At 72.4% G+C, this 23,898-nt stretch carries 17 protein-coding genes; 9 read left to right on the top strand and 8 right to left on the bottom strand.

Annotated elements, in window-relative coordinates; genetic code table 11:
• The first annotated feature begins 98 nt into the window (after positions 1-98).
• A complete protein-coding gene (locus AC3EUV_RS12995) occupies positions 99-1,742 on the top strand; it encodes an MFS transporter (protein ID WP_432145521.1) in 1,644 nt (547 codons plus the stop codon).
• A gap of 135 nt (positions 1,743-1,877) precedes the next feature.
• The gene (locus AC3EUV_RS12990; protein ID WP_432145520.1) at positions 1,878-3,074 is read left to right on the top strand and encodes an acyl-CoA dehydrogenase family protein; all 1,197 of its coding nucleotides are present in this window, start codon (positions 1,878-1,880) and stop codon (positions 3,072-3,074) included.
• 103 nt (positions 3,075-3,177) lie between these two features.
• Here AC3EUV_RS12990 and AC3EUV_RS12985 read toward each other — a convergent pair whose 3' ends face one another.
• Positions 3,178-3,627 carry a cell division protein SepF gene (locus AC3EUV_RS12985; protein ID WP_432145519.1) on the bottom strand — a complete coding sequence of 150 codons (450 nt, stop codon included), beginning with the start codon at positions 3,625-3,627 and terminating at the stop codon, positions 3,178-3,180.
• Between the two features lie 918 nt (positions 3,628-4,545).
• On the opposite strand from AC3EUV_RS12985, the gene AC3EUV_RS12980 reads away from it, so the two are divergent.
• The 3 genes from AC3EUV_RS12980 (at position 4,546) to AC3EUV_RS12970 (ending at position 8,150) form a co-directional block, all read left to right on the top strand.
• Positions 4,546-5,454 (top strand): S1 family peptidase, encoded by a 909-nt coding sequence (locus AC3EUV_RS12980; protein WP_435602944.1) that lies wholly within the window; start codon positions 4,546-4,548, stop codon positions 5,452-5,454.
• 246 nt (positions 5,455-5,700) lie between these two features.
• Positions 5,701-6,621: a slipin family protein gene (locus AC3EUV_RS12975; protein WP_432145537.1), complete on the top strand. Its 921-nt coding sequence runs from the start codon at positions 5,701-5,703 to the stop codon at positions 6,619-6,621.
• 452 nt (positions 6,622-7,073) lie between these two features.
• A complete protein-coding gene (locus AC3EUV_RS12970; protein ID WP_435602943.1) occupies positions 7,074-8,150 on the top strand; it encodes a S1 family peptidase in 1,077 nt (358 codons plus the stop codon).
• 153 nt (positions 8,151-8,303) lie between these two features.
• Here AC3EUV_RS12970 and AC3EUV_RS12965 read toward each other — a convergent pair whose 3' ends face one another.
• Positions 8,304-8,744 (bottom strand): subtilase-type protease inhibitor, encoded by a 441-nt coding sequence (locus AC3EUV_RS12965; protein WP_432145516.1) that lies wholly within the window; start codon positions 8,742-8,744, stop codon positions 8,304-8,306.
• Positions 8,745-9,343: 599 nt separating this feature from the next.
• On the bottom strand, positions 9,344-10,384 hold the full coding sequence (locus AC3EUV_RS12960; protein WP_435602942.1) for a DUF3533 domain-containing protein: 1,041 nt from the start codon (positions 10,382-10,384) through the stop codon (positions 9,344-9,346).
• A gap of 220 nt (positions 10,385-10,604) precedes the next feature.
• On the opposite strand from AC3EUV_RS12960, the gene AC3EUV_RS12955 reads away from it, so the two are divergent.
• Both AC3EUV_RS12955 and AC3EUV_RS12950 read left to right on the top strand, forming a co-directional pair.
• Positions 10,605-14,195 (top strand): DNA polymerase III subunit alpha, encoded by a 3,591-nt coding sequence (locus AC3EUV_RS12955; RefSeq protein WP_435602941.1) that lies wholly within the window; start codon positions 10,605-10,607, stop codon positions 14,193-14,195.
• The gene (locus AC3EUV_RS12950; RefSeq protein ID WP_432145513.1) at positions 14,192-15,298 is read left to right on the top strand and encodes a DNA polymerase Y family protein; all 1,107 of its coding nucleotides are present in this window, start codon (positions 14,192-14,194) and stop codon (positions 15,296-15,298) included. Before AC3EUV_RS12955 ends, AC3EUV_RS12950 begins: the two co-directional genes overlap by 4 nt.
• Before the next feature lie 10 nt (positions 15,299-15,308).
• On the opposite strand, the gene AC3EUV_RS12945 is transcribed toward AC3EUV_RS12950, so the two are convergent.
• On the bottom strand, positions 15,309-15,956 hold the full coding sequence (locus AC3EUV_RS12945; RefSeq protein ID WP_432145512.1) for a pyridoxamine 5'-phosphate oxidase family protein: 648 nt from the start codon (positions 15,954-15,956) through the stop codon (positions 15,309-15,311).
• A gap of 321 nt (positions 15,957-16,277) precedes the next feature.
• Here AC3EUV_RS12945 and AC3EUV_RS12940 point away from each other — a divergent pair, with 321 nt between their 5' ends.
• Positions 16,278-17,183 (top strand): esterase/lipase family protein, encoded by a 906-nt coding sequence (locus AC3EUV_RS12940; protein WP_432145511.1) that lies wholly within the window; start codon positions 16,278-16,280, stop codon positions 17,181-17,183.
• Positions 17,184-17,246: 63 nt separating this feature from the next.
• Here the strand turns inward: AC3EUV_RS12940 and AC3EUV_RS12935 are convergent, their stop codons facing one another.
• The gene (locus AC3EUV_RS12935) at positions 17,247-17,834 is read right to left on the bottom strand and encodes a TetR/AcrR family transcriptional regulator (RefSeq protein ID WP_432145510.1); all 588 of its coding nucleotides are present in this window, start codon (positions 17,832-17,834) and stop codon (positions 17,247-17,249) included.
• Between the two features lie 235 nt (positions 17,835-18,069).
• A complete protein-coding gene (locus AC3EUV_RS12930; RefSeq protein WP_432145509.1) occupies positions 18,070-19,353 on the bottom strand; it encodes an APC family permease in 1,284 nt (427 codons plus the stop codon).
• An 80-nt stretch (positions 19,354-19,433) separates the two neighbouring features.
• Here AC3EUV_RS12930 and AC3EUV_RS12925 point away from each other — a divergent pair, with 80 nt between their 5' ends.
• The gene (locus tag AC3EUV_RS12925) at positions 19,434-19,901 is read left to right on the top strand and encodes an Lrp/AsnC family transcriptional regulator (RefSeq protein ID WP_398832011.1); all 468 of its coding nucleotides are present in this window, start codon (positions 19,434-19,436) and stop codon (positions 19,899-19,901) included.
• An 86-nt stretch (positions 19,902-19,987) separates the two neighbouring features.
• On the opposite strand, the gene AC3EUV_RS12920 is transcribed toward AC3EUV_RS12925, so the two are convergent.
• Together AC3EUV_RS12920 and AC3EUV_RS12915 are read right to left on the bottom strand one after the other, a co-directional pair.
• Positions 19,988-20,998, bottom strand: coding sequence for a lytic polysaccharide monooxygenase auxiliary activity family 9 protein (locus AC3EUV_RS12920; RefSeq protein WP_432145508.1), 1,011 nt, complete (start codon positions 20,996-20,998; stop codon positions 19,988-19,990).
• Between the two features lie 341 nt (positions 20,999-21,339).
• Positions 21,340-23,877, bottom strand: coding sequence for a SpoIIE family protein phosphatase (locus AC3EUV_RS12915; protein ID WP_435602940.1), 2,538 nt, complete (start codon positions 23,875-23,877; stop codon positions 21,340-21,342).
• Positions 23,878-23,898: the final 21 nt, after the last annotated feature.

The raw sequence follows: 23,898 nt of genomic DNA, 5'->3' as shown, positions 1-23,898 counted from the left end.
GCGTAGTCTGAGCGTCTTAACTCGCCCGTGCCGCCGGTTCGCCCGGGGCGTTTTCGCGCCCTGTTCCGTGGCCGCGAGAGCATGACTGGAGGTGCTGCATGTCCGGGACGACCGCGTCCGGCAGTGGACGGACGGCTGGTGTTCCCCGGCTTTCACGTGGTGGTGCGAACCGCTGGACCGTGCTGATCGTGCTCTGTGTCAGCCTGCTCTTCGTCGCGCTGGACACCACGATCCTGTACGTCGCAGTGCCCTCGGTCACCGAGGATTTGCGACCGGGACCCGTCGAGCTCCTCTGGATCGTCGACGTCTATCCGCTGATCGCGGCCTCGCTGCTGATCCTCTTCGGCACCCTCGGCGACCGCGTCGGGCGCCGCCGCGTCCTGCTCCTCGGCTACGGCCTCTTCGGTCTGGCCTCGGCCGCCGCCGCGCTCGCGCCCAATCCGCAGATCCTGATGGTGGCCCGCGCCCTGCTCGGCATCGGCGGCGCCATGATCATGCCGGCCACGCTGTCGATCCTGCGTCAGGTCTTCCCCGACCGGCGCGAGCGCGCGGTCGCCATCGGCGTGTGGAGCGCGGTGGCCGCGGTCGGTGCCGCGGTCGGCCCGGTCCTCGGCGGCTTCCTCGTCGAGAACTTCTGGTGGGGCTCGGTCTTCCTCATCAACATCCCGATGATGGCCGCGATGCTGCTGATAGGGCGGTGGCTGCTGCCGGAGTCGCGCGGTGAGCGCAACGGCCCCTGGGACGTGATCGGTGCGATCGTCGCGGCGCTCGGTGTGCTCGGGATCGTCCTCGGCGTGAAGCGGATCGGCAGCGGTGCGGCCGTGGTGGGCCCGACCACGCTGCTGCCCATCGTCCTCGGCGTCCTGCTGCTGATCCTCTTCGTCCGCCGCCAGCGCCGCCGCAAGGACCCGCTGATCGATGTGCGGCTGTTCGCCCGGCCCGCGTTCGGCACCTCCGTCGGCTGCATCGTGCTGGCCATGCTCGCCCTGGTGGGCCTTCAGCTGATCGCCGTTCAGTACCTCCAACTGGTCCTCGGGCTGAGCCCGCTGGAGACCGGGCTGCGGATGCTGCCGCTGGTCTTCGCCGCGATGGCCGCCGGCCTCACCGGCTCGAAGATGCTTCAGGCCCTGGGGCCGCGCGCGATGGTCTCCCTCGGCTTCGTGCTGACCGCCGTCGCGGTGCTCTGTCTGACCGCGATGAGCGCTGAGGACCGCCCCTGGCTGCTGTCCCTGGGCTTTGTGCTGCTCGGCTTCGGTTTCCAGTCCACGCTGTTCGGGGCCTACGAGTCGATGCTCAGCGAGGCGCCCGCCGAACAGTCCGGCGGTGCCGCCGCGATCGGGGAGACCTCCTACCAGCTCGGCGCCGGTATCGGTGTCGCCCTGCTCGGCAGCGTCATGAACGCCGCCTACGCCCCCGGCCTGAACCACGTCGACGGTGTCCCCGAGCGGGCCTCCGCCTCGGCGGCGCACTCCCTCGGCGAGGCCTACAAAGTCGCCGCCGGTCTGGGCGGAGCCGCCCGCGCCGCCCTGCGGGAGGCCGCCCGGGACTCCTTCGTCCGCGGGCTGCACGTCACCCTCGTCGCCAGCGCCGTGCTGCTGCTGGTCGGCGCCGGGATCGCGCTGCGGCTGCCGCGCCGGGCGGCGGACTCCACGGAGCGGGCGGAGGCGGACGGCGAGCCCGCCCCCGGTGAGGGCGCCGGCCGCGGCAGCAGCGAGCCCGCCCCGGCGAGCTCCGGCCGCTGACCCCGGCTCTCTTCCCGGACGTCCCTGCCCCGCCGCGCGGCGGTGACTCTTGCCGCGCGGCACCTCGGCCCGTACCGTCGGAAGCGCAAATAACTACCACTGCTAGTTTTTCGCCGCATCCGCCGGAGGCCCGCCATGTCCGCACCGCCGTCCTCGACGCTTCCGCCGTTCGACCCCGACGACCCCCTGGGCCTGGACGATCTGCTGACCGACGAGGACCGGGCCGTACGGGACACCGTCCGCCGGTGGGCCGCCGACCGGGTGCTGCCGCAGATCGCCGACTGGTACGAGCGCGGCGAACTGCCCGGCATCCGCGAACTCGCCCGTGAGCTCGGCTCCCTCGGCGCGCTCGGGATGTCCCTGACCGGCTACGGCTGCGCGGGTGCCTCCGCCGTCCAATACGGTCTGGCCTGCCTGGAGCTGGAGGCCGCCGACTCCGGTATCCGCTCGCTGGTCTCCGTCCAGGGCTCCCTCGCCATGTACGCGATCTGGCGCTTCGGCTCCGAGGAACAGAAGCAGCAGTGGCTGCCCCGGATGGCGGCCGGCGAGATCATCGGCTGCTTCGGCCTGACCGAGCCCGACATCGGCTCCGACCCCGCCGCGATGCGGACGTACGCCAAGCGCGACGGCGGGGACTGGGTGCTCAACGGGCGCAAGATGTGGATCACCAATGGTTCGGTCGCCGGTGTCGCGGTCGTCTGGGCACAGACCGACGACGGCATCCGCGGCTTCGTCGTCCCCACCGACAGCCCCGGGTTCTCGGCCCCCGAAATCACCCATAAGTGGTCCCTGCGTGCCTCGGTGACCAGCGAACTCGTCATGGACGACGTACGGCTGCCGGCCGATGCGGTGCTCCCGGAGGCCACCGGACTGCGCGGCCCGCTCGGCTGTCTCAGCCACGCCCGCTACGGCATCGTCTGGGGCTCCATGGGCGCCGCGCGCGCCAGCTTCGAGGCGGCGCTGGACTACGCGAAGACCCGGGAACAGTTCGGCAAGCCGATCGGCGGCTTCCAGCTCACCCAGGCCAAGCTCGCCGACATGGCGGTCGAACTGCACAAGGGGATCCTGCTGGCCCACCATCTGGGGCGGCGGATGGACGCGGGGCGGCTGCGCCCCGAGCAGATCAGCTTCGGCAAGCTGAACAACGTACGGGAGGCGATCGGGATCTGCCGCACGGCCCGGACGATTCTCGGTGCCAACGGGATCTCGCTGGAGTACCCCGTCATGCGGCATGCGACCAACCTCGAATCGGTGCTCACCTACGAGGGCACCGTCGAGATGCACCAGCTGGTGCTGGGCAAGGCGCTCACCGGCCTGGACGCCTTCCGGTGAGCGGCCTCGCCCGCTGAGCGGGGGGCGCCGCGCCACCCGGGGCCGGTGCGCCGGTGGCGGTCCCGCGGGCGCCCGGACCCCGTCCGGACAGCCGCGGGACGGCTCAACTCTGGTTGAAGAAGCCGCCGTTGCGGTGGCCGCGGGCCTCCCCGCTGACCACCTTGTAGTCGGCGGGGGTCAGCAGGAACACGCGGGTGGCGACCCGCTCGATCGAACCGCGCAGACCGAAGGTCAGGCCGGCCGCGAAGTCCACCACCCGCTTGGCGTCGGAGGAGTCCATGGCCGTCAGATTGACGATCACCGGGACGCCGTCCCGGAACAGTTCGCCGATGCCGCGGGCGTCCCGGAAGCTCTCCGGGGAGACCGTGGCGATGCGGGTGCCCTGGTCCTGGGCGGCCTCGTCGGCCACTCGGACCCGGGGGTCGGTGACCCAGGGGCTGTCGCCCGAGTCACCGGCATCGGGTCCCTCGGCGTAGTCGTCGTCGTAGTAGCGCTCGTCATCACTGTCGTCGACGAGGCCAAGCCAGGCACTCGCCTTGCGCACCGATCCCATTGACGCCTCCTCTCACCCGCGGTCTCTGCGTGTCCGCCCCTATCGTCGTTCATGAGGCGGAGGGTGTGCCAAGTGGATAGCCGCCGCACGGGGGGTTCGTGACACATCTGGTGCAAAGAGGGTGGCGCAGCATCAGCTTACGCGCCCCGTAACGAAACTGACAGTACGACGAGCATCACGGTCAGTACTCTATCGGGTGAGCGGGGTCGAAGAGGGCAAGAAAACGCAGCGGACCCCCGGGTCGGTTCGTGCACGGGACCAGGGCAAATGCCAAGGGACTCGGCGGAGCTCCTCGGGATAGCCCGATGATCGGGAGACTGGCCCATCGGAGGGGTGTTGACGCGGCGGCGGATTCCGACCTGTGTCCACCGGACCCGCTTCCCTCGAAAGTTGAGCGGGCCGATTGTCGGACGATGGCGGCCGGAGCGCGGCGTTCCGGGTGGCTTGCGCGCCCCCCTGCCGGGCGCATCATTCGCGCCACGTTGCGCCGCCTCCCCGGATCCCGGCTCCGAAGTGGTACGGGGGCGGGGCGGCCGTCCCACGGAGCCGTCTCACGGCGAGCCCTGGGGGCGCCGACTGAACCGCGTCCCGCCACGCCCCCGCCCGTCATCCCGCGGGCGGCGCGGAACCGTATCGTCCACTGATCCGTCCCACTCGTGACCGAGGGGGTCAGCGCCGCCCCGGCAGCCGTCAATGCGGCTGCCGGGGCGGAGTGTTGGGGGCGGTGGTGGGATTGCGGCCGTGTGTCGGGCGGGAGACATCGGTGCGGACCTCTTGCGCGGCGGGGGTGGCGCGCCCGAGACTCCGCTCAGCGCTTGTCAGGGGCACGCCGAAAATGAACGTGCGGATTCTGGTGTGCCCTTTGGCTGCGCCTCACCGGCCGCCCACCGGCGGCCCCGATCCCCCTCGGAGGAATCAGTGAGGAACGAGCGCACCACCCCCCGCAGCGGCGTGGCGAGACGCACCCGGCTGATCGCCGTGGCGTCCGGACTGGTGGCCATCGGTGCCATCGCCGTCCCGACCGCCAACGCACAGAACCCCGCTCCCGCGCAGAAGTTCAGCGCCGCCCAGCTCTCCGCCGCCGGGAACGCGGTACGTGCCGCGGACGTCCCCGGCACCGCCTGGCGGGTCGACAGCGCGACCGGCACCCTGGTCGTCACCGCCGACCGTACGGTCTCCCAGGACGAGATCGCCAAGATCGAACGGGCCGCGGGCAGCAACGCCGACGCGGTCCGCATCGACCGCACAGCGGGCACCTTCCGCAAGTTCATCTCCGGCGGCGACGCCATCTACGCACCCAGCTGGCGCTGCTCGCTCGGCTTCAACGTCCGCAGCGGCAGCACCTATTACTTCCTGACGGCCGGCCACTGCACCGACGGCAACCCGCCGTGGTACACCAACTCCTCGCACACCACGAGCATCGGTCCGACCGCCGGCTCCAGCTTCCCCGGCAACGACTACGGCATCGTGAAGTACACCAACTCCTCCGTGGCCCACGCGGGCATGGTCGGCAGCCAGGACATCACCAGCGCCGGCACCCCGAGCGTCGGCCAGTCGGTCACCCGCCGGGGCTCCACCACCGGCACCCACGGCGGCAAGGTCACCGCACTGAACGCCACCGTGAACTACGGCGGCGGCGACATCGTCTCCGGCCTCATCCAGACCACGGTCTGCGCCGAGCCCGGCGACAGCGGTGGTCCCCTCTACTCCGGGACCAAGGCGCTCGGCCTCACCTCCGGGGGCAGCGGCAACTGCACCTCCGGCGGCACCACGTTCTTCCAGCCGGTCACCGAGGCGCTGAGCGCGTACGGCGTGAGCGTCTACTGACGCCGGCCGGCTGAGTCCGTACGGCCCGGGATCGCGCGGCCCGGGTCTGTACGGCGGGATCCGGGTCCGTACGGCGGGATCCCCGCACACCACGCCGGACCCGGCTCCGGCGGCATGACGGCCCCCGTCCGCCGGCGGACGGGGGCCCCTCGGTGTCCGTCATCGGTCTCGACCGCCTTCCGGGCCGGGCATACCATGGTAAACAGCGTGATCCAGACGTATGCGGCACATCTTCAGGGAGCCGTGATGGTCGAAGAACTGGTGACGGCCGGGGTGGCGCTGGCCTGCACGGGCACGGTGTATCTCATGGCGGCGGCGCGGGTGGTCAAGCAGTACGAGCGCGGTGTGGTGCTGCGGCTGGGGCGGCTGGCCTCCGAGGTGCGCGAGCCCGGGTTCACCATGATCGTTCCGATCATCGACCGGATGCGCAAGGTCAATATGCAGATCGTCACGATGCCGGTGCCCGCCCAGGAGGGCATCACCCGCGACAACGTCACGGTGCGGGTCGACGCGGTCGTCTACTTCAAGGTCGTGGACGCCGCCGACGCGGTCATCCGGGTCGAGGACTACCGCTTCGCGGTCTCCCAGATGGCGCAGACCTCGCTGCGGTCGATCATCGGTAAGAGCGAGCTGGACGATCTGCTGTCGAACCGCGAGAAGCTCAATCAGGGCCTGGAGCTGATGATGGACAGCCCGGCCATCGGCTGGGGTGTGACCGTCGACCGGGTGGAGATCAAGGATGTCTCGCTGCCGGAGACGATGAAGCGGTCGATGGCCCGCCAGGCGGAGGCCACCCGCGACCGGCGGGCCCGGGTGATCAACGCGGACGCCGAGCTCCAGGCGTCGAGGAAGCTGGCCGAGGCGGCCGAGGCGATGTCCGGCCAGCCCGCGGCGCTGCAACTGCGACTGCTCCAGACCGTGGTGGCGGTCGCCGCCGAGAAGAATTCCACCCTTGTCCTGCCGTTCCCGGTCGAACTGCTGCGGTTCCTGGAGCGCTCCGGGCTCCAGGCCCAGGCGCAGACCGCGGCCGCCGAGGCGGAGCGGGACGGTGTGCAGCGGCCTGCCCCGGCGGTGCCCCGGTCGTCGCGTACGGCCGTCGAGCACGGCGCGGAGGACGCCCTGCCGCCGGAGCTGGCGGACCTCCCGCCGGTGGAGGACCTCCCGTAGGCCGCCCTCGCGCATGAGGGTGTGAGGCGAGCGCCGGCTGCCCTTCTGATGTGCCACTGAATGCCGTATGTACCCTTTCCTGCGGGTATATATGGCATTTTTGACGGCCCGGGGGCGGCTCCCGGTCGGTGTTTTCCGGCCAGCTATAGTCCTCACACGTTGCCGTCCGCCGGGCGCTCCGCATGCCCGCTGATGTCCGCACTCGGGTCGAGGTGCACGGATATCGGTGTGTCCTTCGTGTGGCGAAGTGGTGAACTCTCGCATGTGAGACCGGAACTCGGTCTTGTGCGCGAGTGAGGCGGATGGGAATACTCGACTCCACCTTGGCATGGACGCGACTCCCCGAGCCGCCGCTCCTCGGGGCGGACCCGTGCCAGTCCTGATCCCTTACTCTCCGGGCCCGGGCAACTCCCCACAGTTTCCGGGCTCTTCCCCCCACGGGAGGCCCTGACTTGAAGCACCGACGCATACCCAGCCGGCGCGCCGTCATCGCGGGCGCCGGTGCGCTCGCCCTCGCCGCCACCGCCACCGTCACCCTCGCCAACGCCAACGCGTCCCAGGCCCCCGCCCCCAAGCCGACGCTCGCCAAGCTGACCTCGGCGGCGGCGAGCACGCTCGCCTCCCACCTCAAGACGGACACCGCCGGTGCGTTCTACGACGCCAAGGCCAAGAAGCTGGTGGTCAACGTCGTGAACCAGGCGGCGGCCAAGGCCGTACGGGCGAAGGGGGCGGAGGCCAGACTCGTCAAGCACACCTTCGCCCAGCTCGACTCGGCCCGGCAGACGCTGAAGTCGAAGGCGACCATCCCCGGCACGTCCTGGGGCATCGACCCGCAGAGCAACAAGGTCGTGGTGACCGCCGACCGCACGGTCAAGGGCACCAAGCTGGACAAGCTCACCAAGGTCGCCGAGAGCCTCGGCGACAAGGTCGAGGTCCGCCACAGCAAGGGGCAGTTCAAGCCCTTCATCGGCGGCGGCGACGCGATCTGGGGGAGCGGCGCCCGCTGCTCGCTCGGCTTCAACGTCGTCAAGGACGGCCAGCCGCACTTCCTGACGGCCGGCCACTGCGGCAACGAGATCAAGAGCTGGTCCGACAAGCAGGGCGGCTCGGCGATCGCCACCACCGAGGACTCCAAGTTCCCCGGCGACGACTACTCGCTCGCCAAGTACACCGGCGACACCGCGCACCCGAGCGAGGTCAACCTCTACAACGGCAGCACCCAGAAGATCACCAAGGCCGCGGAGGCCACCGTCGGCGAGAAGGTGCAGCGCAGCGGCAGCACCACCCAGGTGCACGACGGCACGGTCAAGGCGCTGAACGCCAGCGTCAACTACCAGGAGGGCACGGTCGAGGGTCTGATCCAGACCGATGTCTGCGCCGAGCCCGGTGACAGCGGCGGCGCGCTCTTCGACGGCGAGTCCGCCCTCGGTCTCACCTCCGGCGGCAGCGGCGACTGCTCCAACGGCGGCGAAACCTTCTTCCAGCCGGTCACCGAGGCCCTGAAGGCCTACGGCGCGGAAATCGGCTGACCCACCGGCACACCCCGCAGCGGCTCGGCGCACGGTGCCGGGCCCCGGATCCGCTCATCGTCCGGGGGGCGGCACCGTCCCAGGCATGCCCCCTCACATGCGGGATCCCCGGGCGCCGCGTCCGGTGCCCGGGGATCTGACGTGCTGGTCCGGTCAGAAGTCGAAGACCGCGCCCATGCCGTCGGCCATCGCGCAGGAGTTGGCGAAGGTGTAGGTGTACGAGACCCGCTTGCCCTGCCACACGCCGTCGGCGGTGACCACGTAGGGGTTCCACTCCCTGGTGCACAGCCGGTCGGACGGGGCAGTGGTCACCGCGTTGAAGTCACCGGCCACCGTGCGCAGTTCGGCGCAGGCGGCTTTCGGGTTCGGGTGGCTGCCGGTCGCCCCCGGCATACAGCTGAGCGTCACGGCGCGTTGCACCGTGGCGGTCGCGCGGCTTTCGCCCTGGCCGGCTGTCAGCACCAGTGCCGTGGGGGCGTAGAGCCCGCCGGTCCGCGTGGGCTGGGCCGGTGCGGCGACAGCGTGCGCGGTGGTGGCGAGCGTGCCCAGGACCAGTGCCGCGCCGAGCGCGACCGCCCCAGTGATGTACCGCATGACGAACACTCCCTTGCTCGAAGGTGCAGATACCGGACGGGAGTCTGGCCCAACCGCACCCCGAAAGCATCCCGAGTGGGCAAGGAGCGATCACTTTGAGTCGTTAGGTGAAAGCTGAGAGTAATGGCGCGAACCGGCCGGAGGCGGTGGCGGACGGCCGGGGCGAAGCGGTGTGCGGCCAGCGCGGATGTCGCCGTCGGTATGCCCCGGGCAAACGCCACTCGGCCACGTAGCGAAGGGATTCAGCCGCCGACCGGTCGTTCGGGCGGGTTTCGATCTCCGGTGATTGGCTGAAGTGGGGGGCCGGAGGCTCCCTCCGTGCTGCCCGGGACGCCCGTAAAGGTAAGAACCGGCCGCCCGCCGGTCGCCTTACCGGCCCGGTGTGCCCGTCGCGGTGCCCTCCTTCGCCGGCTCCGGCCGCCCGCCGCGGCGCCCTCACCGTCACCTCGCGGGCCCAAGTCCTCGTTGTTTTCCCGCCCGTTCACTTCGTATGCCCCGGTGATTTCCGGCAGTTCCGCCGTCAGGGCCCGCGCCACCAGTGCGGGGGCCGCGGCCGGGTGTGGTTGCTCAGGTGTCACGGCGTCCGGCGGGGAACGGCCTCATGCCTGCGACGGGCTCTCGCTCTTCCTGTGGAAGATCGACAGGGCCAGGGTGAGCAGGGTGCCGCCCACCGCCCAGGCGGCGAGCACCAGGAGCGGGCCGGTGAGCGCGTTGCCGCGGAAGTAGGCGAGGGAGCGTGCCGTCCAGGTGCCCGCGCCCGGTGGGAGGGCGGGGCCGATGGCGCGCCAGAACGGGGGCAGCAGCGGGTAGGGGTAGGCGCCGCCCGCGCTCGGATTGCCGAGGATGACGATCAGCAGGATCGCCAGGCCGATGCCGAGGATGCCCAGCAGGGCCTGGCAGGCCAGGGTGGTGGCGCCCACCGCGAAGACGGTCAGGGCGCCCAGCCCCCACAGTCCGAAGAAGGTGCCGGGCAAGGCGCCGAGGACCGGTCCGACGATGATCGCGCCGGCCAGTCCGGCGGCGAGCGCGTAGACGGCGAGCGCGGCCAGCCGGATGACCGCCCGGTGTCCGTTCGAGGGGCGCGCCCCGGCGCTGATCGCGAGGATCGCGGCGCACAGATAGCCGCCGACGCACCAGCCGACGACGAGGTAGAAGGACGACAGGCTGCGGCTGTCGCCCGCGGCGGCGGGGGCCACGTCGACCGTGCGGACGCTGCGGTGTTCGGCCTTCTCGGCCGAGCGGACGACGAGTTCGACCGTTTGGGCGAGGGAGGCGCCGCCGCCGCTGGCCACCAGCAGCCGGTCGGTGCTCCCGCGCGGGTCGACGATCAGTGCGCCGTCGAGGGTCCGGTCCGCGAGCTGCTGCCGGGCGGCCCGTTCGGAGGGCAGCGCGCGCGGGGCCAGAGGAGAGCCCGGCAGTCGGTCCAGTTTGCCCACCAGTTGCGCTCTGGCCTGCGCGGGGGCGACGACGCCGAGCGGCACATCGGCCGGCGCGGGGTGGTGGAAGGCGCCGGTGTACGAGGCGATGAAGGCGATCACCAGCCCCAGGACGCCGAGCACCAGCAGCGAGGCGTGCGGCGTCACCGCGCTCTTCACCTCCCCGAGGAAGGTGGTGCGGGTGCCGTCGTCCGTCGTGGCCATGCCTCGCTCCTCGCCACACTCCGGCGGCCGGTCCGGTGCTTTTGTTCCCTTATCTTCCGGTTGGCGGCAGACGTGCGCAGATCGGTGGGGCTGATCGGCGGATCGGTGGCCGGCCTCTCGGCATGCCTTCGTACGAATGTTCGATGCGCGGGTTATGGTGGAGAGGAGGAACGGGGGACGCAAGGTCAGCCGGGGGGCGGATGAGGTGCAGGAGGTGCGGATGCCCGGGTTCACGCATCTGCACACCGCTTCGGGGTTCTCCCTGCGCTACGGCGCCTCCCATCCGGAGCGGCTCGCCGAGCGCGCCGCCGAACGCGGCATGGACGCCCTCGCACTGACCGACCGGGACGGGCTCTCCGGGGCCGTACGGTTCGCCAAGGCCGCGGCCGAAGCCGGTGTCCGCCCGCTGTTCGGCAGCGAACTCGCCGTGGCGGAGCGCGCGTCGGCGCCCACGCCCACCGCGCGCCGCCGCACCCCGGTACGCGGCGGCGCCTTCCTCGACGAGTCCGCCGCCCGCGCCGTCTTCCTGGCCCGCGAGGGTGCGGCCGGCTGGGCCGCCCTGTGCCGGCTGGTTTCGGCCGCCCACGCCGGGCAGGGGGAGCAGCCCGTCCTCCCGTGGAGTGCCCTGGAGGCCGCCACGGACGGACTGACCGTGCTGCTCGGACCGGACTCCGAGGTCGGCCGGGCGCTGGCGGCCGGCCGCCCGGACCGCGCCGCGCGGCTGATCGCCCCCTGGCGCGAGCTGTACGGCGAGGCGCTGCGCCTGGAGGTCGTCGATCACGGCCGGCCCGGCAGCGGCCCCGGCTCCCCGCGGCTGGCCGCCCGTACCCTCGGCTTCGCCGTCGACCAGGGCCTCCGTGCCGTCCTGACCAACGCGGTCCGCTATGCCGACCCCGGCCAGGGCCCGGTCGCCGATGTCCTGGATTCCGCCCGCCGTCTGGTGCCGGTGGACCGGCACCGGCCCGAGGCCCGGGACAGCGGGGAGCGCTGGCTCAAGGACGGCGCCACGATGAGCCACACCGCCGAGCGGATCGCCGAGGCGGCCGGCTTCCGGCGCGGCCTGGCCCACCGGCTGCTCGCCATGACCGAGGAGACCGCCGGGGAGTGCCTGGTCGATCCGCAGGACGACATCGGGCTCGGCCGGATCCACTTCCCCGAGCCGCGGCTGGTCGGCGCGGGCCACCGCACCGCCGCCCGGGTGCTGCGCTCGCGCTGCGCCGCCGGGATGGTGCTGCGCGGCTACGACCACGACCGCGCACGCTGGGCGCGGCTGCACGACGAGCTGCGCACGATCGAGCGGCTCGGCTACCCCTCGTACTTCCTGACGGTCGCTCAAGTCGTGGACGACATACGGGAGATGGGCATCCGGGTCGCGGCCCGCGGGTCCGGCGCCGGCTCCCTGGTCAACCACCTCCTGGGCATCGCGCACGCCGATCCGGTCGAGCACGGACTGCTGATGGAGCGCTTCCTGTCCGAACGGCGGGCGGCGCTGCCGGACATCGACATCGACGTCGAGTCCGCCCGCCGGCTGGAGGTCTACCGCGCGATCTTCGACCGGTTCGGCGCGGAGCGGGTCGCCACGGTCTCGATGCCCGAGACCTACCGCGTCCGGCACGCCGTACGGGACGTGGGCGCCGCCCTGGGCATGGACCCGGCGCAGGTGGACCGGCTGGCCAAGTCCTTCCCGCACATCCGCGCCCGGGACGCCCGGGCCGCGCTGGCCGAGCTGCCGGAGCTGCGCGGGGTGCGGGAGGCCGGCGGCGAGCGGCTGTGGCCGCTGGTCGAGGCGCTGGACGCGCTGCCGCGCGGGATCGCCATGCACCCGTGCGGGGTGCTGCTCTCGGACGCCACGCTGCTGGACCGTACGCCCGTCGTGCCGACCAGCGGCGAGGGCTTCGCCATGTCGCAGTTCGACAAGGACGACGTGGAGGAGATGGGGCTGCTCAAGCTCGATGTGCTGGGTGTGCGGATGCAGTCCGCGATGGCGCACGCGGTCGCCGAGATCGGCCGGGCCACGGGCCGCCGGCTCGACCTCGACGACCCCGCACAGGTGCCGCCCGGGGACCCGGCCACCTACGACCTGATCCGTTCGACCGAGACGCTCGGCTGCTTCCAGATCGAGTCGCCGGGCCAGCGCGATCTGGTCGGCCGGTTGCAGCCCGCCACCTTCCACGACCTGGTCGTCGACATCTCGCTGTTCCGTCCCGGGCCGGTCGCCGCCGATATGGTGCGGCCCTTCATCGAGGCCCGGCACGGCCGCAAGGCGGTCCGTTATCCGCATCCCGACCTGGAGGAACCGCTGCGCGAGACCTATGGGGTGGTGGTGTTCCACGAGCAGATCATCGAGCTGCTGCGGATCATGACGGGCTGCGGGCGGGACGAGGGCGACGAGAAGCGGCGTGCGCTGTCGCATCCGGAGCTCCAGGGCCGGGTGCGCGCCTGGTTCGCGCAGCGCGCCGAGCGGCGCGGGTACGCACCCGAAGTGATCGCGCGTACCTGGGAGATCGTCGAGGCCTTCGGCTCGTACGGCTTCTGCAAGGCGCACGCGGTGGCCTTCGCGGTGCCCACCTACCAGTCCGCCTGGCTCAAGGCGCACCATCCCGCGGCCTTCTACGCCGGGCTGCTCACCCATGACCCGGGGATGTATCCGAAGCGGCTGCTGCTCGCGGACGCCCGGCGGCGCGGGGTGCCGGTGCTGCCGCTGGATGTGAACCGGTCGGCGGTCGCTCATCGAATCGAACTGATGTCCGGTGGGGCTTCCCGTGGCGACGGCTCGGGGGACTCCGCGGTCTGGGGGCTGCGGCTCGCGCTCAGCGATGTGCACGGGATGAGCGAGGCCGAGGCGCAGCGGATCGAGGCCGGGCAGCCCTACCACTCGCTACCGGACCTGTGGCAGCGGGCCAGGCCGGGCCGCCCGGTGGCCGAACGCCTCGCCCGGGTGGGCGCGTTGGACGCCTTCGGGGCGAACCGGCGGGACCTGCTGCTGTACATCGCCGAGCTGCACCACCGCGGCCGGCAGGCGCCCGGCGGCCAGCTGACGCTGCCCGGACGGGCCCTCGACGGCGCGGACGCGGAACCGGTCGATCCGGTCGAGCCGGCCGGGCTGCCCGACCTCAGCGAGGTCGAACGGCTCAGCGCCGAGCTGGGCGTCCTCGGCATGGACGCCTCCCGTCATCTGATGGCCGACCACCGGGAGTTCCTTGCGGAGCTGGGCGCGCTGCCGGCCCGGCTGCTGCGCGAGGCCCGGCACGGTGAGACGGTGCTGGTCGCCGGGGCCAAGGCGGCCACCCAGACACCGCCGATCCGCTCCGGCCGCCGGGTCATCTTCACCACCCTGGACGACAGCACCGGGCTGGTCGACTGCGCCTTCTTCGACGACAGCCATGCGGCCTGTGCGCACACGATCTTCCACTCCTGGCTGCTGCTGGTGCGCGGCACGGTCCAGCGGCGCGGTCCGCGCAGCCTCAGCGTGGTCGGCGCCGCCGCCTGGAACCTCGCCGAGCTGGCCGAACTGCGCCGCGAGGGCGGGCTGGAGGCGGTCGCCGCCCGGCTCGCGGAGGTGCCGGACGCGGGGACGGCCGAGGCGGGCACGGGGGCGGCCGAGGCGGACACCCCGTCGGCGGAGCCGGGCCAGGGACCCGGCAAGGAGTCCGGGACGGACCGGGAGCCCGAGCCGGCCGCCGCCCCGGGCCGCACCATCCGGCTGCCGACCGGCTACGAGCTGCACCCGTGGGCCGACCTCCAGCCCCCCGGCGAACGCGCCGCCACCGGACGCAAGTTGTGGCACTCCAGCCCGGGGAGCGCGGGATGACTCCCGCGCCGGGGCCGCCCGCCGCACCGCCGGATCCGCCCGGCGCCCCGCGGCAGCCGGGCATGCTCCATGTACGGTTCCGGACCGTCGACGGCACCCCCGTGAGCGCCGGATGCTTCGAGCAACTGCTGGGGCTGCTGGCGCAGTTCACCCCGGTGATCGAGGCGCTGCCGCCGGACGCCGCGCTGGCGGATGTGCGCGGTGCGCTGCGCTACTTCGACCGGGACGCGACGGGCCTCGCCGAACTGGTGCGGCTGCGCGCGCTGGCCTGGCACGGCGTACGGTGCACGATCGGGATCGGCGCCAACCCGCTGCTCGCCCGGATGGCGGCCCAGGGGGCGGCGCCCGGGGAGATCCGGGCCGTCCCCGAGGGCGCCCCGGCCATCGCCGCGTTCCTCGACCGCCGCCCGGTCTCGGCGCTGCACGGCGTCGGCCCGGCGACCGCGCGCGCCCTGAGCGCCTATGGGCTCGACAGCATCGGCCGGATCGCCGCCGCACCACCCGCGACCCTCCAGCGGATCCTCGGCGCCAGGACGGGCCGGATCGTCTACGAACGGGCCCGCGGTATCGACCCGACGCCGGTGACCCCCAACGCCGCGGCCCGCTCGATGGGCGCCGAACACCGCTTCACCCACGACGAGCTGGACCCGGCCAGGCGCCGCCGGGCACTGCTCTCGCTCGCCGACGACCTCGGTGCCCGGATGCGCGCGAGCGGACAGGCGGCCCGCGCGCTCACCCTCACCGTCCGCTACGCCGACCGCTCCACCACCACCCGCACCCGGCGGCTGGACGGGCCGACCGCGCACGGGCCCGCGCTGACCGAGGCGGCCTACGCGCTGCATGCCGCGCTCGGACTTCAGCGGGCGCGGGTACGCTCCGTGGCGCTGCGCGCGGAGGATCTGTGCCGCGCCGAACGCGCCGCGCGCCAGCTGACCTTCGACCCGTCCGACGACAAGGCGCACCGCATCGAGGCCGCCGTCGACCGCGCCCGGGCCCGCTTCGGCACCGGGAGCGTACGCCCCGCGGCAACCCTCGGCCAGACAGCCCGCACCCCACCACCCCCGGGCACCAAGCCCCTCGGGCCTTGGGTCAACCGGCCTTAGTTTGCGTGCCTCAGCCGTAGAGCCGCTCCGCGTACCGGGGGCCGTAGTGCTGCTCCAGTTCCGCCAGGGGCACGTCCGGGGCCTCCAGACCCTTGACGATCCGGGCCCGGGAGGGCAGTGCGTCCGGCTGCCAGGTCTCCGGTTTCCACAGCTCCGAGCGCAGGAACGCCTTGGAACAGTGGTAGAAGACCTCCTCGACCTCCACCAGGAGCGCCAGCCGCGGGCGGTGACCCTTGACGGTCAGTGCGTCGAAGAACGGGGCATCGCGCAGCAGCCGGGCGCGGCCGTTGATGCGCAGGGTGTCGCCGCGCCCCGGGAGGAGGTAGTTCAGCCCGACCTGCGGATTGTCGAGGACATTGAGCCAGCCGTCCATGCGCTTGTTGCCGGGGCGGTCCGGGATCACCAGGGTGGTGTCGTCCAGGACATGGGTGAAGCCCGCGGGGTCGCCCTTGGGTGAGGCGTCGCAGCGGCCCTGCGCATCCGCGGTGGCTATCACGCAGAACGGTGAGCGGGCCAGCCACTGGCGGTCGAGGTCGTGCAGCCGGTGACGGGTCTTGTGTGCCGCATGGCGGCTGGGTTCACCGATCAGCTCGCGCAGCTCCGTCGCCGATGAGATCTCCACGATCCCGCTCAGATCCGCCGTCCCGGCCGTTTCCATCGGTCGCCCCCTCGTGTCACGTACCTGGTCAAGTCGCGTGCCTGGTCAAGCCGTTATCGACTCTACGGGACGGGTCCGACATCCGGGCCGGTCGCGGCGGACGGGGTGCACAGGCAGCACCGAGCACGGAAACCGTGCGCCGGCCCCCGGACGTCCGGTGAGGGTTGTGTGCGGCTTCCTTCACCGTCAGACCGCTGGTCCACCGCGCTTACCCAGCCGTAACTTACTTGCCAGTCAACTGCGTTGGCCCTTGCGATCCGGATCGCAGGTGAACGGCTCACCGAGCACTTCGGAGTCCCCTCACCCCGCAAGGAGCATCGTATGAAGCTGCGCTGGTCAAGAACGCTCGCCCTGTTCCCCGCCCTCGCCCTGGCCCTCGGCGGCGCCACCGTTCCCGCCGCGGCCGCCGACCCCTCGCCCGCCACCACCCCGGCCGGAGACGCCGCGCAGCACCCCACGCGCACGGCCGCCGCCGGCAGCGGCTGGAACAACTACTCCTGCAAGCCCTCCGCCGCCCACCCGCGGCCGGTGGTCCTGGTGCACGGCACCCTCGGCAACTCCATCGACAACTGGCTCGGCCTCGCGCCCTACTTGGTGGCCCGCGGCTACTGCGTCTTCTCCCTGGACTACGGTCAGCTGCCCGGTGTCCCGTTCTTCCACGGGCTGGGTCCGGTCGACGCGTCCGCCCAGCAGCTCGCCGCCTATGTCGACCGGGTGCTGGCCGCCACCGGCACCGAGAAGGCCGATCTCGTCGGCCACTCGCAGGGCGGCATGATGTCGCGGGTGTACCTGAAGTTCCATGGCGGCGCGGACAAGGTGAACACGCTGGTCGGACTGGCCCCCGACAACCACGGCACCGATCTGAACGGTCTGACCCGTCTGCTCGACCATTTCCCCGGCGCCAAGGACTACATCGACAAGCTGACCCCCGGGCTGGCCGACCAGATCGCCGGCTCGGACATCCTCAACCGTCTCAATGAGGGCGGGGACACGCTCCCCGGGGTGCACTACACCGTGATCGCGACCAAGTACGACGAGGTCGTCACCCCCTACCGGAGTGCCTTCCTCGACGGCCCCGACGTACGCAATGTGGTGGTCCAGGATCTGTGCGGGCTCGACCTCTCCGAGCATGTGGCCATCGGGCTCGTCGACCGCGTCGCCTTCCATGAGACGGCCAATGCCCTCGACCCGGCGCACGCCACCCGGACGACCTGTCTGCCGGGCTGACGGGAGCCGGCCCGGCCCGCCGTCGTGGCGGGGCCGGGCCGCGCTCCGTAACAGGCGCGCGGGTCAGTCGGCGGCCAACAGGGCGTCGGTGCACCGCTCCGCCAGGTCCTCGGCGTGCGGGGGCAGCGGGGTGCCGCCGCGCAGATGGCGGCGGACCAGCGACAGCGGGAGGTCGACGGCGGCGAGTGTGACCCGGTCGAAGCCCTCCCGGCCGTGCAGCCCCAGGGCCCCCGCGAGCGCCGCCAGGGCGGCCCGTACCCGCATGTTCCCCTCTTCCGCGCGCAGCAGATGCTCGTCGGACCAGTCGTCCCGCCCGAACTCCTGGGCCCCGTACAGGAGCAGCGCGGCCTCCTCCGGGTGGGTGCGGCTCCACGCCACGATGTGCCGGGCGGCCGCCCGGCCCCCGGCGCGCGGGTCGTCCGCGGATTCCAGGGCCTCGAAGTAGCCCGACTGGAAGCCCTCGACGGTCCGCAGCCACACCTCGGCGAGCAGTGCCGAGCGGCCGGCGAAACGGTGGTAGAGCGAGCCGCTGGGGGCGCCGGCGGCGGCCGCGACGGCGGACATGGTGACGCCCGAGGGCCCGGACTCGGCCGCCAGCCGTACGGCGGCGTCGAGGAGCTGTGCGGTGTCGAACCGGGGTGGCCTTGCCATGTTCTAGAGGGTACTCTCCACTATATTGGAGAGGCGCCTCTGAAACGGGTGCGGGCCAGGTGAGGAAGGGCGTGATGGGTGTCTACAACGTGCACGAGCGGGTGCTGCCGGTGTCCCGGGCCGAGGCCGGTCTGCTGATCGACGGCCTGTCCGGCGGCACCGACCCGCTCTGGCCGTAAGGGCACCGTCGCCCGGCCCGCCCGCTGGAGCCGCTATGTCCGGCTGCTGCGCCGCCTCATCGGGTGATCCGGCGCAGCGTCAGAAAGCCGACGGCCGCGCAGGCGAGTCCCGCCGGGATCAGCAGCAGCCATCCGGAGAAGGCCAGCACGGCCGCCGTCAGCAGGGCGCTCGCGCACCCGCCGCACCACAGGGGAGTGCGGCGGGGCAGCAGCACCAGCGCGGCGGCCAGGCCGGCGAGGGTCACCGCCGCCAGACAGGTGGCGGTGGCCCTCATCAGGAGATCCAGATCGGCGCCGCCGTAGCCAGCCGCCACCCCCACCACTACGGCCGCCCCGCCGAGCACCGCCAGCGACCGCCGCGGCACCTCGCCCGGCGCACCGCCCTTGGCCAGCGCGCGCGGCGCCGCCCCGTCCCGGGCGAGCGCCGCCCCGAGCCGGGAGGCCCCGGCCAGATACGAGTTGACCGCGCCGAAGGTCAGAAAGAGCGCCGCCACGGCGGCCACGGGTCGGGCGGCGCCGCCCACGCTCCGGGCGAGCAACTCGGTCAGCGGGGTCTCGGTCCCGGCCGCGGCCGGCCCCAGCGCACCGATCGTGGCCACCGCGAGCCCCAGGTAGAGCACGGTGATGACGGCGAGTGTACGGCGCGTCACCCGCGGCAGGTCCCGCCCGGGATCGGCGAACTCGCCCGACAGATGGCTGGCCGCCTCCCAGCCGGCGAACGCGAAGAACAGCACCCCGGCCGCCGACCCGACCGAGGACCAGCCGCCGGGCAGGAACGGCGTGAAATGGCGGACGGACACCTGCGGGGCGGCCGCCAGCACCGTGCCCAGCAGCACCACCGCCAGCAGCCCGCCGAGCAGCAGCTGCACCCGGCCCGACAGCCGCAGCCCCACCGCGTTGGAGACCAGCGCCACCGCCAGCACCGCCCCGGCCACGACGGCCGCGCCCGTGTCGTGCCAACCGGCCGCGTCGGCCACGTACTTCCCGCCGATCCAGGACGCCGAGACCACGCCGATCGGCACCGCCCCGTAGAACCACCACCCCACCACGGCTGCCGCCCGCGGCCCGATCGCCCGGTGCACATAGGTGGCCACGCCCCCGCCGTCGGGGAACCGTGCGCCGAGCGCCGCGAAGGAGGCGGCCACCGGCACGCACAGGGCGAGCAGGACCACCCAGGCCAGGATCGAGGCGGGGCCGGCCGCGGCGGCGGCCAGGGACGGCAGCGTCAGGACGCCGGGCCCGAGGACGGCCCCGGCGCACAGCGCGGTACCGCTGCCGACGCCCAGCCGCCGCACATCCGGTGGTGCGGATGCCGGGAGAGATGTTTGTTGTACGGTCACAGTCGCAGAACGTAACCGTTGGATTGATCAATGGGGCCTCTCGCCGAACATAATTCGGTGGCTGCGGCACCATGGGGGTCATGGACGACATTGATTCGGCGATTGTCCGCGAACTCCAGCGCGATGCACGGCAGACCAACCGCGACCTGGCCCGCCGGCTGAACATCGCGCCCTCCACCTGCCTGGAGCGGGTGCGGGCGCTGCGCGCCCGGGGAGTGATCACCGGCTATCGCGCGACCGTGGACCTGCGCGCCCTCAACCGGCCCGTCCAGGCGCTGCTCACGGTCCGTATCCGCCCGATGAACCGCGAGGTCATCGAGCGCTTCAAGGCCTTTCTGACCTCGCTGCCCGAAGTGCTCAACGTCTATGTCGTCGCGGGCGGCGACGACTTCCTCGTCCATGTCGCCGTTCCCGACGTCGACCGGCTGCACGCACTCCTGATGGACCAGGTCTTCAAGCGCCGGGAGGTCGTCGACTGCCGGAGCTCGGTCATCTACCAGCATGTCGCCAACGACATCATCGAGGCGCTGCCGCCGGCCGGCTCCTGATACGGCGCGGCCGCTGAAACGGCGACGCCGCCCCCTGGGTGCAGCAGGGGGCGGCGTCGCTTCCCGGGCGGCCCGGGAAGCCGGGCTCAGCCGCGGTGCCGGGCGGCCTTGCGGCGGGTGGTGGCGAACACGACGCCGGCGCCCAGGGCGAGCACCGCGGCGCCGCTGACGGCGAGCGGGACGGTGGAGCTGTCGTTACCGGTCTCCGCCAGCCGCTGGCCGTCGACCGGCTCGGAATTGCCGTTGGCGTGCGGGGCGTTGGCCTGCGCCGCGTTCGCGTGGGCCGGTGCGCCGGCGGACTTCGGCCGGGCGCCGTCCTTGTGACGGGTGGTGCCGCAGTCGTCGTCGTGGTGACCCGTGCCCACGGTCGACTTGGAGGCGCCGTCCTCGATCTGGGATTCGCTCGGCGCGGAGGCGGTCGGCGCGGGCGCCGCCCCGGACTTGGCGGGGGTGCCGCCGGCCTGCTTGCCGAAGACGACGTCGGAGCAGGTGTAGAACGCCTCGGGGCTGTCCGACCGCTGCCAGACGCTGTAGATCAGGTGGCGCCCGGACCGGGCCGGCACCTTGCCGTCGAAGACGTAGTCCCCGTTGACCATCTTCGGGTCGCTGACCTTCGCGAACGGCTTCGACTCCAGGTCGGACCACTTCAGCGGCTTCTTCGGGTCGTAGCCGTCCTTGGTGAGGTACAGCTCGAAGTAACCCTTGTGCGGCGCGGTGCCCTTGTAGCGGAAGGTGTGGTTGCCCGCCTTCATCGGGGACGACGGCCAGTCGGCGCGGGGCAGGTCCAGGCCCTTGAACTCGGGGTTGTTGGCGCTGCACAGCTTGCCGTCCGGGATACGGGTCCGGGACTGGCCGCCCGCGTTGCCGTCCCGTACGCCGTTCCAGTCGTAGAACGCCTGGGCCCCGCCGGCCTGCACGGCGGCCTTGCACGCCGCGGACTTCGGATTCTCGGGGCCCTCCGCGTAACAGGCCGACACCCGGCTGACCGGGTCGGTCATCGAACCGTGTGCGGCGGCCGGGCTCGCGGTGAGCGCGGTGAGCGCGAGCGGGGCGATACCGATCAGGGCGATGCCGGTGGCCTTGCGACGAGCGGTCATGGTGGGGGTCTCCTTCATCAAGTGCGTTGAGCGGGGTGGCGGGGGAGTGGTGGGGGGTCGGGACACAGCACGCGACGCCGCCCCCGGTGACCGGCGCCGGCGGTCCGTGACCCGCCTACGAGAAGCACGCTAGCCGCGCTGAACAGCGGTTTTGGGGGCTGAAGGGCGATCCTGGAGATCCTTATGGTCGCTTTAAGGGACGGCTAAGCGGGGGCTCATACAGGCGGGGAGGAAACGGGCATCGGCGGGTGGTGAGGGCCGCGGATGCCGGCCGTCCGGTCGCCGCGCGGCGCTCTCGGGCCTTGCCCGCGGCGGGAGTTGTCCTCGGCGGGGAGTTGTCCTCAGTGGCCTTCGGTGCCGGTGCCGGTGCCGGTGACGGGAGCCGGGCCGCCGAGGTCGTCGAAGCCTTCGAGGAGCGCGTCCATGGCGTTCGCCGATACGGGGCCGTCGGCCGGCCGGAGCGGCTGTTCGGCCCAGATGATCTTTCCCTGGGCGGTGTACCGGGTGCCCCAGCGCTCGGCGTACCGGGCGATGAGGAACAGCCCCCGGCCGCCCTCGTCGGTGGTGCGCGCATGGCGGAGGTGCGGCGAGGTGCTGCTGCTGTCCGACACCTCGCAGATCAGCGTGCGCGCCCGGATCATCCGCAGGCTGATCGGCCCGGCGGCGTGCCGGATGGCGTTGGTGACCAGTTCGCTGACGATCAGCTCGGTGGAGAAGGCGAGGTCCTCCAGGCCCCACTCCGCCAGCCGGCCGGCGGCGGATCTGCGGGCCTGGCCGACCGCGGACGGATCGGCGGGGATCTCCCAGGTCGCCAGCTGGGCCGGCGCCAGGGCCCGGGTGCGGGCCAGCAGCAACGCCACGTCGTCGACCGGCCGTCCGCCCGGCAGACCGCCGATCACCGTGTCGCAGAGATCCTCCAGCGGGGCCTGCGGATCGGCCAGGGCGGTACGCAGCCTGGTGATCCCGCCGTCGAGATCGAGGGCCTTCCCCAGCAGCAGACCGTTGGTGTAGAGGGCCAGCAGACTGCCTTCCGGCAACGGAAGTTCGACGGATTCGAAGGGCATCCCGCCCAGTCCCAGCGGCGGTCCGGTCGGCAGCTCCAGCAGCTGCCCTTCGCCCGCGGGGCTGATGAGCAGCGGTGCGGGGTGACCGGCGCGGGCCAGCGTGCAGCGGCAGCCGGCCGGGTCGTAGACCGCGTACAGACAGGTGGCTCCGATGACCCCGTCGTCGGCGTTGGTGTCGTGGCCGACCCGGTTGACCATGTCGTCCAGGTGCGCCAGCACCTCCTCCGGGGACAGGTCCAGGTCGGCGAGCGCCTGCACCGCGGCCCGCAGCCGCCCCATGGTGGCCGCGGCGTGCACCCCGTGGCCGACGACATCGCCGACCACCAGCGCGACCCGGGCGCCGGACAGCGGGATCACATCGAACCAGTCGCCGCCGACGCCGCTGAGCGAGTCGGCCGGCAGATAGCGGTAGGCGGCCTCCACCGCGCACTGCTCGGGCAGATCGTGCGGCAGCAGGCTGTGCTGGAGGGTGAGGGCCGTGTTGTGCTCGCGGGTGTATCTGCGGGCGTTGTCGATGGAGATCGCGGCGCGGGTGACGAATTCCTCGGCGAGCACCAGGTCGTCGGGCTGGAACGGCCCGGTGTGCTGCCGGCGGGCGAACGCCGCCGCCCCCAGGAACGCGCCCCGCGCCCGCAGCGGAACCACCATCAGCGAGTGAAAGCCCAGCTCCCGCAGGTGCGCCGCGCGGACCGAACCGTCGGCCGCCCAGCCCCCGGCGGCGAGATCCAGTGTCTGGAACAGAGCGGAATTGCCCTCGATGAGACTCAGCACGATGGGCGCCGACGGGGGATAGGCGGCCGCCTCCCCGATCGCCACCACCGCCTCGGGACAGCCCTCCCGTACGGACTGCTGTCCCGCACGGCGCATGGTGACCAGATCCGCGGCATCGACCGGGCCGGGCGCCGGTTCCTCCCCGGAGAGCAGCGCATCGAGGAGATCGACGGTGACGAAGTCGGCGAGATCCGGAACCGCCGCATCGGCGAGTTCCTGCGCGGTCTGCCAGACGTCCAGGGAGCTGCCGATGCGTTCACCGGCCTTGTTCAGCAGCGCCATCCGCTGGCGGGCCCGGTAACTTTCCGTGACGTCCAGGACCATGTAGCAGACGCCCAATACCTGACCCGCTTCGTCCTCCAGGCGAAAGAACGAGGTGGAGTAGGCGTGCTCCCGCTCCGGATCGGACTGCGGGCGCCCCAGGTACTCGTAGCCGACCGAGGGGGTACCGGTGCTCAGCACCTTGCGCATCTCCGCCTCGATGGCCTCCACGGCGAGGCCCGGCTGGATGTCCCCCAGCCGCTTGCCGAGGCGCTGCTCGCGGCTGGTGCCGCCCATCTCCTCCAAGGCGTCGTTCAGCCACACGAACCGAAGATCGGCGTTCACCATGGCCACGCCGATCGGTGACATGCCGAGAATGCCCTCCAGGAACGACCGGCTCGCTCCCGACCAGGGCGTCCGGGTCATCTCGGCGGCAAGGACGAGACGCGCCGAGCGCTCCTGGGCGTCCATCAGCGGCAGCACGCGGAATTCCAGGTCGAGCCGGTGGCCGTCCTTGTGCCGTACGGTTTCCAGTCCGCTCCAGCCCTCCGCCGACGCCAGCCGGGACTCCCACCTGTTGTCCGGCGGCGCCCCGGCGGCCACGCCCGCGAACAGCTCCGCCAGGGGCCGGCCGACGGCCTCGGACACCGCATAGCCCAGCAGCCGCTCGGCGCCCTTCGTCCAGCCCTGCGCCACCCCCGCGCGATCGGCCATCACCACGGCCGTCCGCGTGAGGTCGAAGACGTCGTCTCCGGAGAGGCGGCTGCTCTGGGAGGCACACATATGACCGGTCCAATGCCGGTC

The sequence above is a fragment of the Streptomyces sp. bgisy130 genome (genome assembly GCF_057708345.1).
The sequence above is the reverse complement of the archived record's forward strand: the minus strand, read 5'-3'. Positions and strand labels throughout refer to the sequence as shown.

Bases quoted from the DNA above. Each gene is read 5' to 3' on its own strand.
- AC3EUV_RS12935 (WP_432145510.1), bottom strand. From the start codon at position 17,834: ATGGCAAGGCCACCCCGGTTCGACACCGCACAGCTCCTCGACGCCGCC.
- AC3EUV_RS12920 (WP_432145508.1), bottom strand. From the start codon at position 20,998: ATGACCGCTCGTCGCAAGGCCACCGGCATCGCCCTGATCGGTATCGCC.
- AC3EUV_RS12945 (WP_432145512.1), bottom strand. From the start codon at position 15,956: ATGGAAACGGCCGGGACGGCGGATCTGAGCGGGATCGTGGAGATCTCA.
- AC3EUV_RS12955 (WP_435602941.1), top strand. From the start codon at position 10,605: ATGCCCGGGTTCACGCATCTGCACACCGCTTCGGGGTTCTCCCTGCGC.
- AC3EUV_RS12925 (WP_398832011.1), top strand. From the start codon at position 19,434: ATGGACGACATTGATTCGGCGATTGTCCGCGAACTCCAGCGCGATGCA.
- AC3EUV_RS12995 (WP_432145521.1), top strand. From the start codon at position 99: ATGTCCGGGACGACCGCGTCCGGCAGTGGACGGACGGCTGGTGTTCCC.
- AC3EUV_RS12990 (WP_432145520.1), top strand. From the start codon at position 1,878: ATGTCCGCACCGCCGTCCTCGACGCTTCCGCCGTTCGACCCCGACGAC.
- AC3EUV_RS12975 (WP_432145537.1), top strand. From the start codon at position 5,701: ATGGTCGAAGAACTGGTGACGGCCGGGGTGGCGCTGGCCTGCACGGGC.
- AC3EUV_RS12985 (WP_432145519.1), bottom strand. From the start codon at position 3,627: ATGGGATCGGTGCGCAAGGCGAGTGCCTGGCTTGGCCTCGTCGACGAC.
- AC3EUV_RS12965 (WP_432145516.1), bottom strand. From the start codon at position 8,744: ATGCGGTACATCACTGGGGCGGTCGCGCTCGGCGCGGCACTGGTCCTG.
- AC3EUV_RS12915 (WP_435602940.1), bottom strand. From the start codon at position 23,877: ATGTGTGCCTCCCAGAGCAGCCGCCTCTCCGGAGACGACGTCTTCGAC.
- AC3EUV_RS12960 (WP_435602942.1), bottom strand. From the start codon at position 10,384: ATGGCCACGACGGACGACGGCACCCGCACCACCTTCCTCGGGGAGGTG.
- AC3EUV_RS12940 (WP_432145511.1), top strand. From the start codon at position 16,278: ATGAAGCTGCGCTGGTCAAGAACGCTCGCCCTGTTCCCCGCCCTCGCC.
- AC3EUV_RS12950 (WP_432145513.1), top strand. From the start codon at position 14,192: ATGACTCCCGCGCCGGGGCCGCCCGCCGCACCGCCGGATCCGCCCGGC.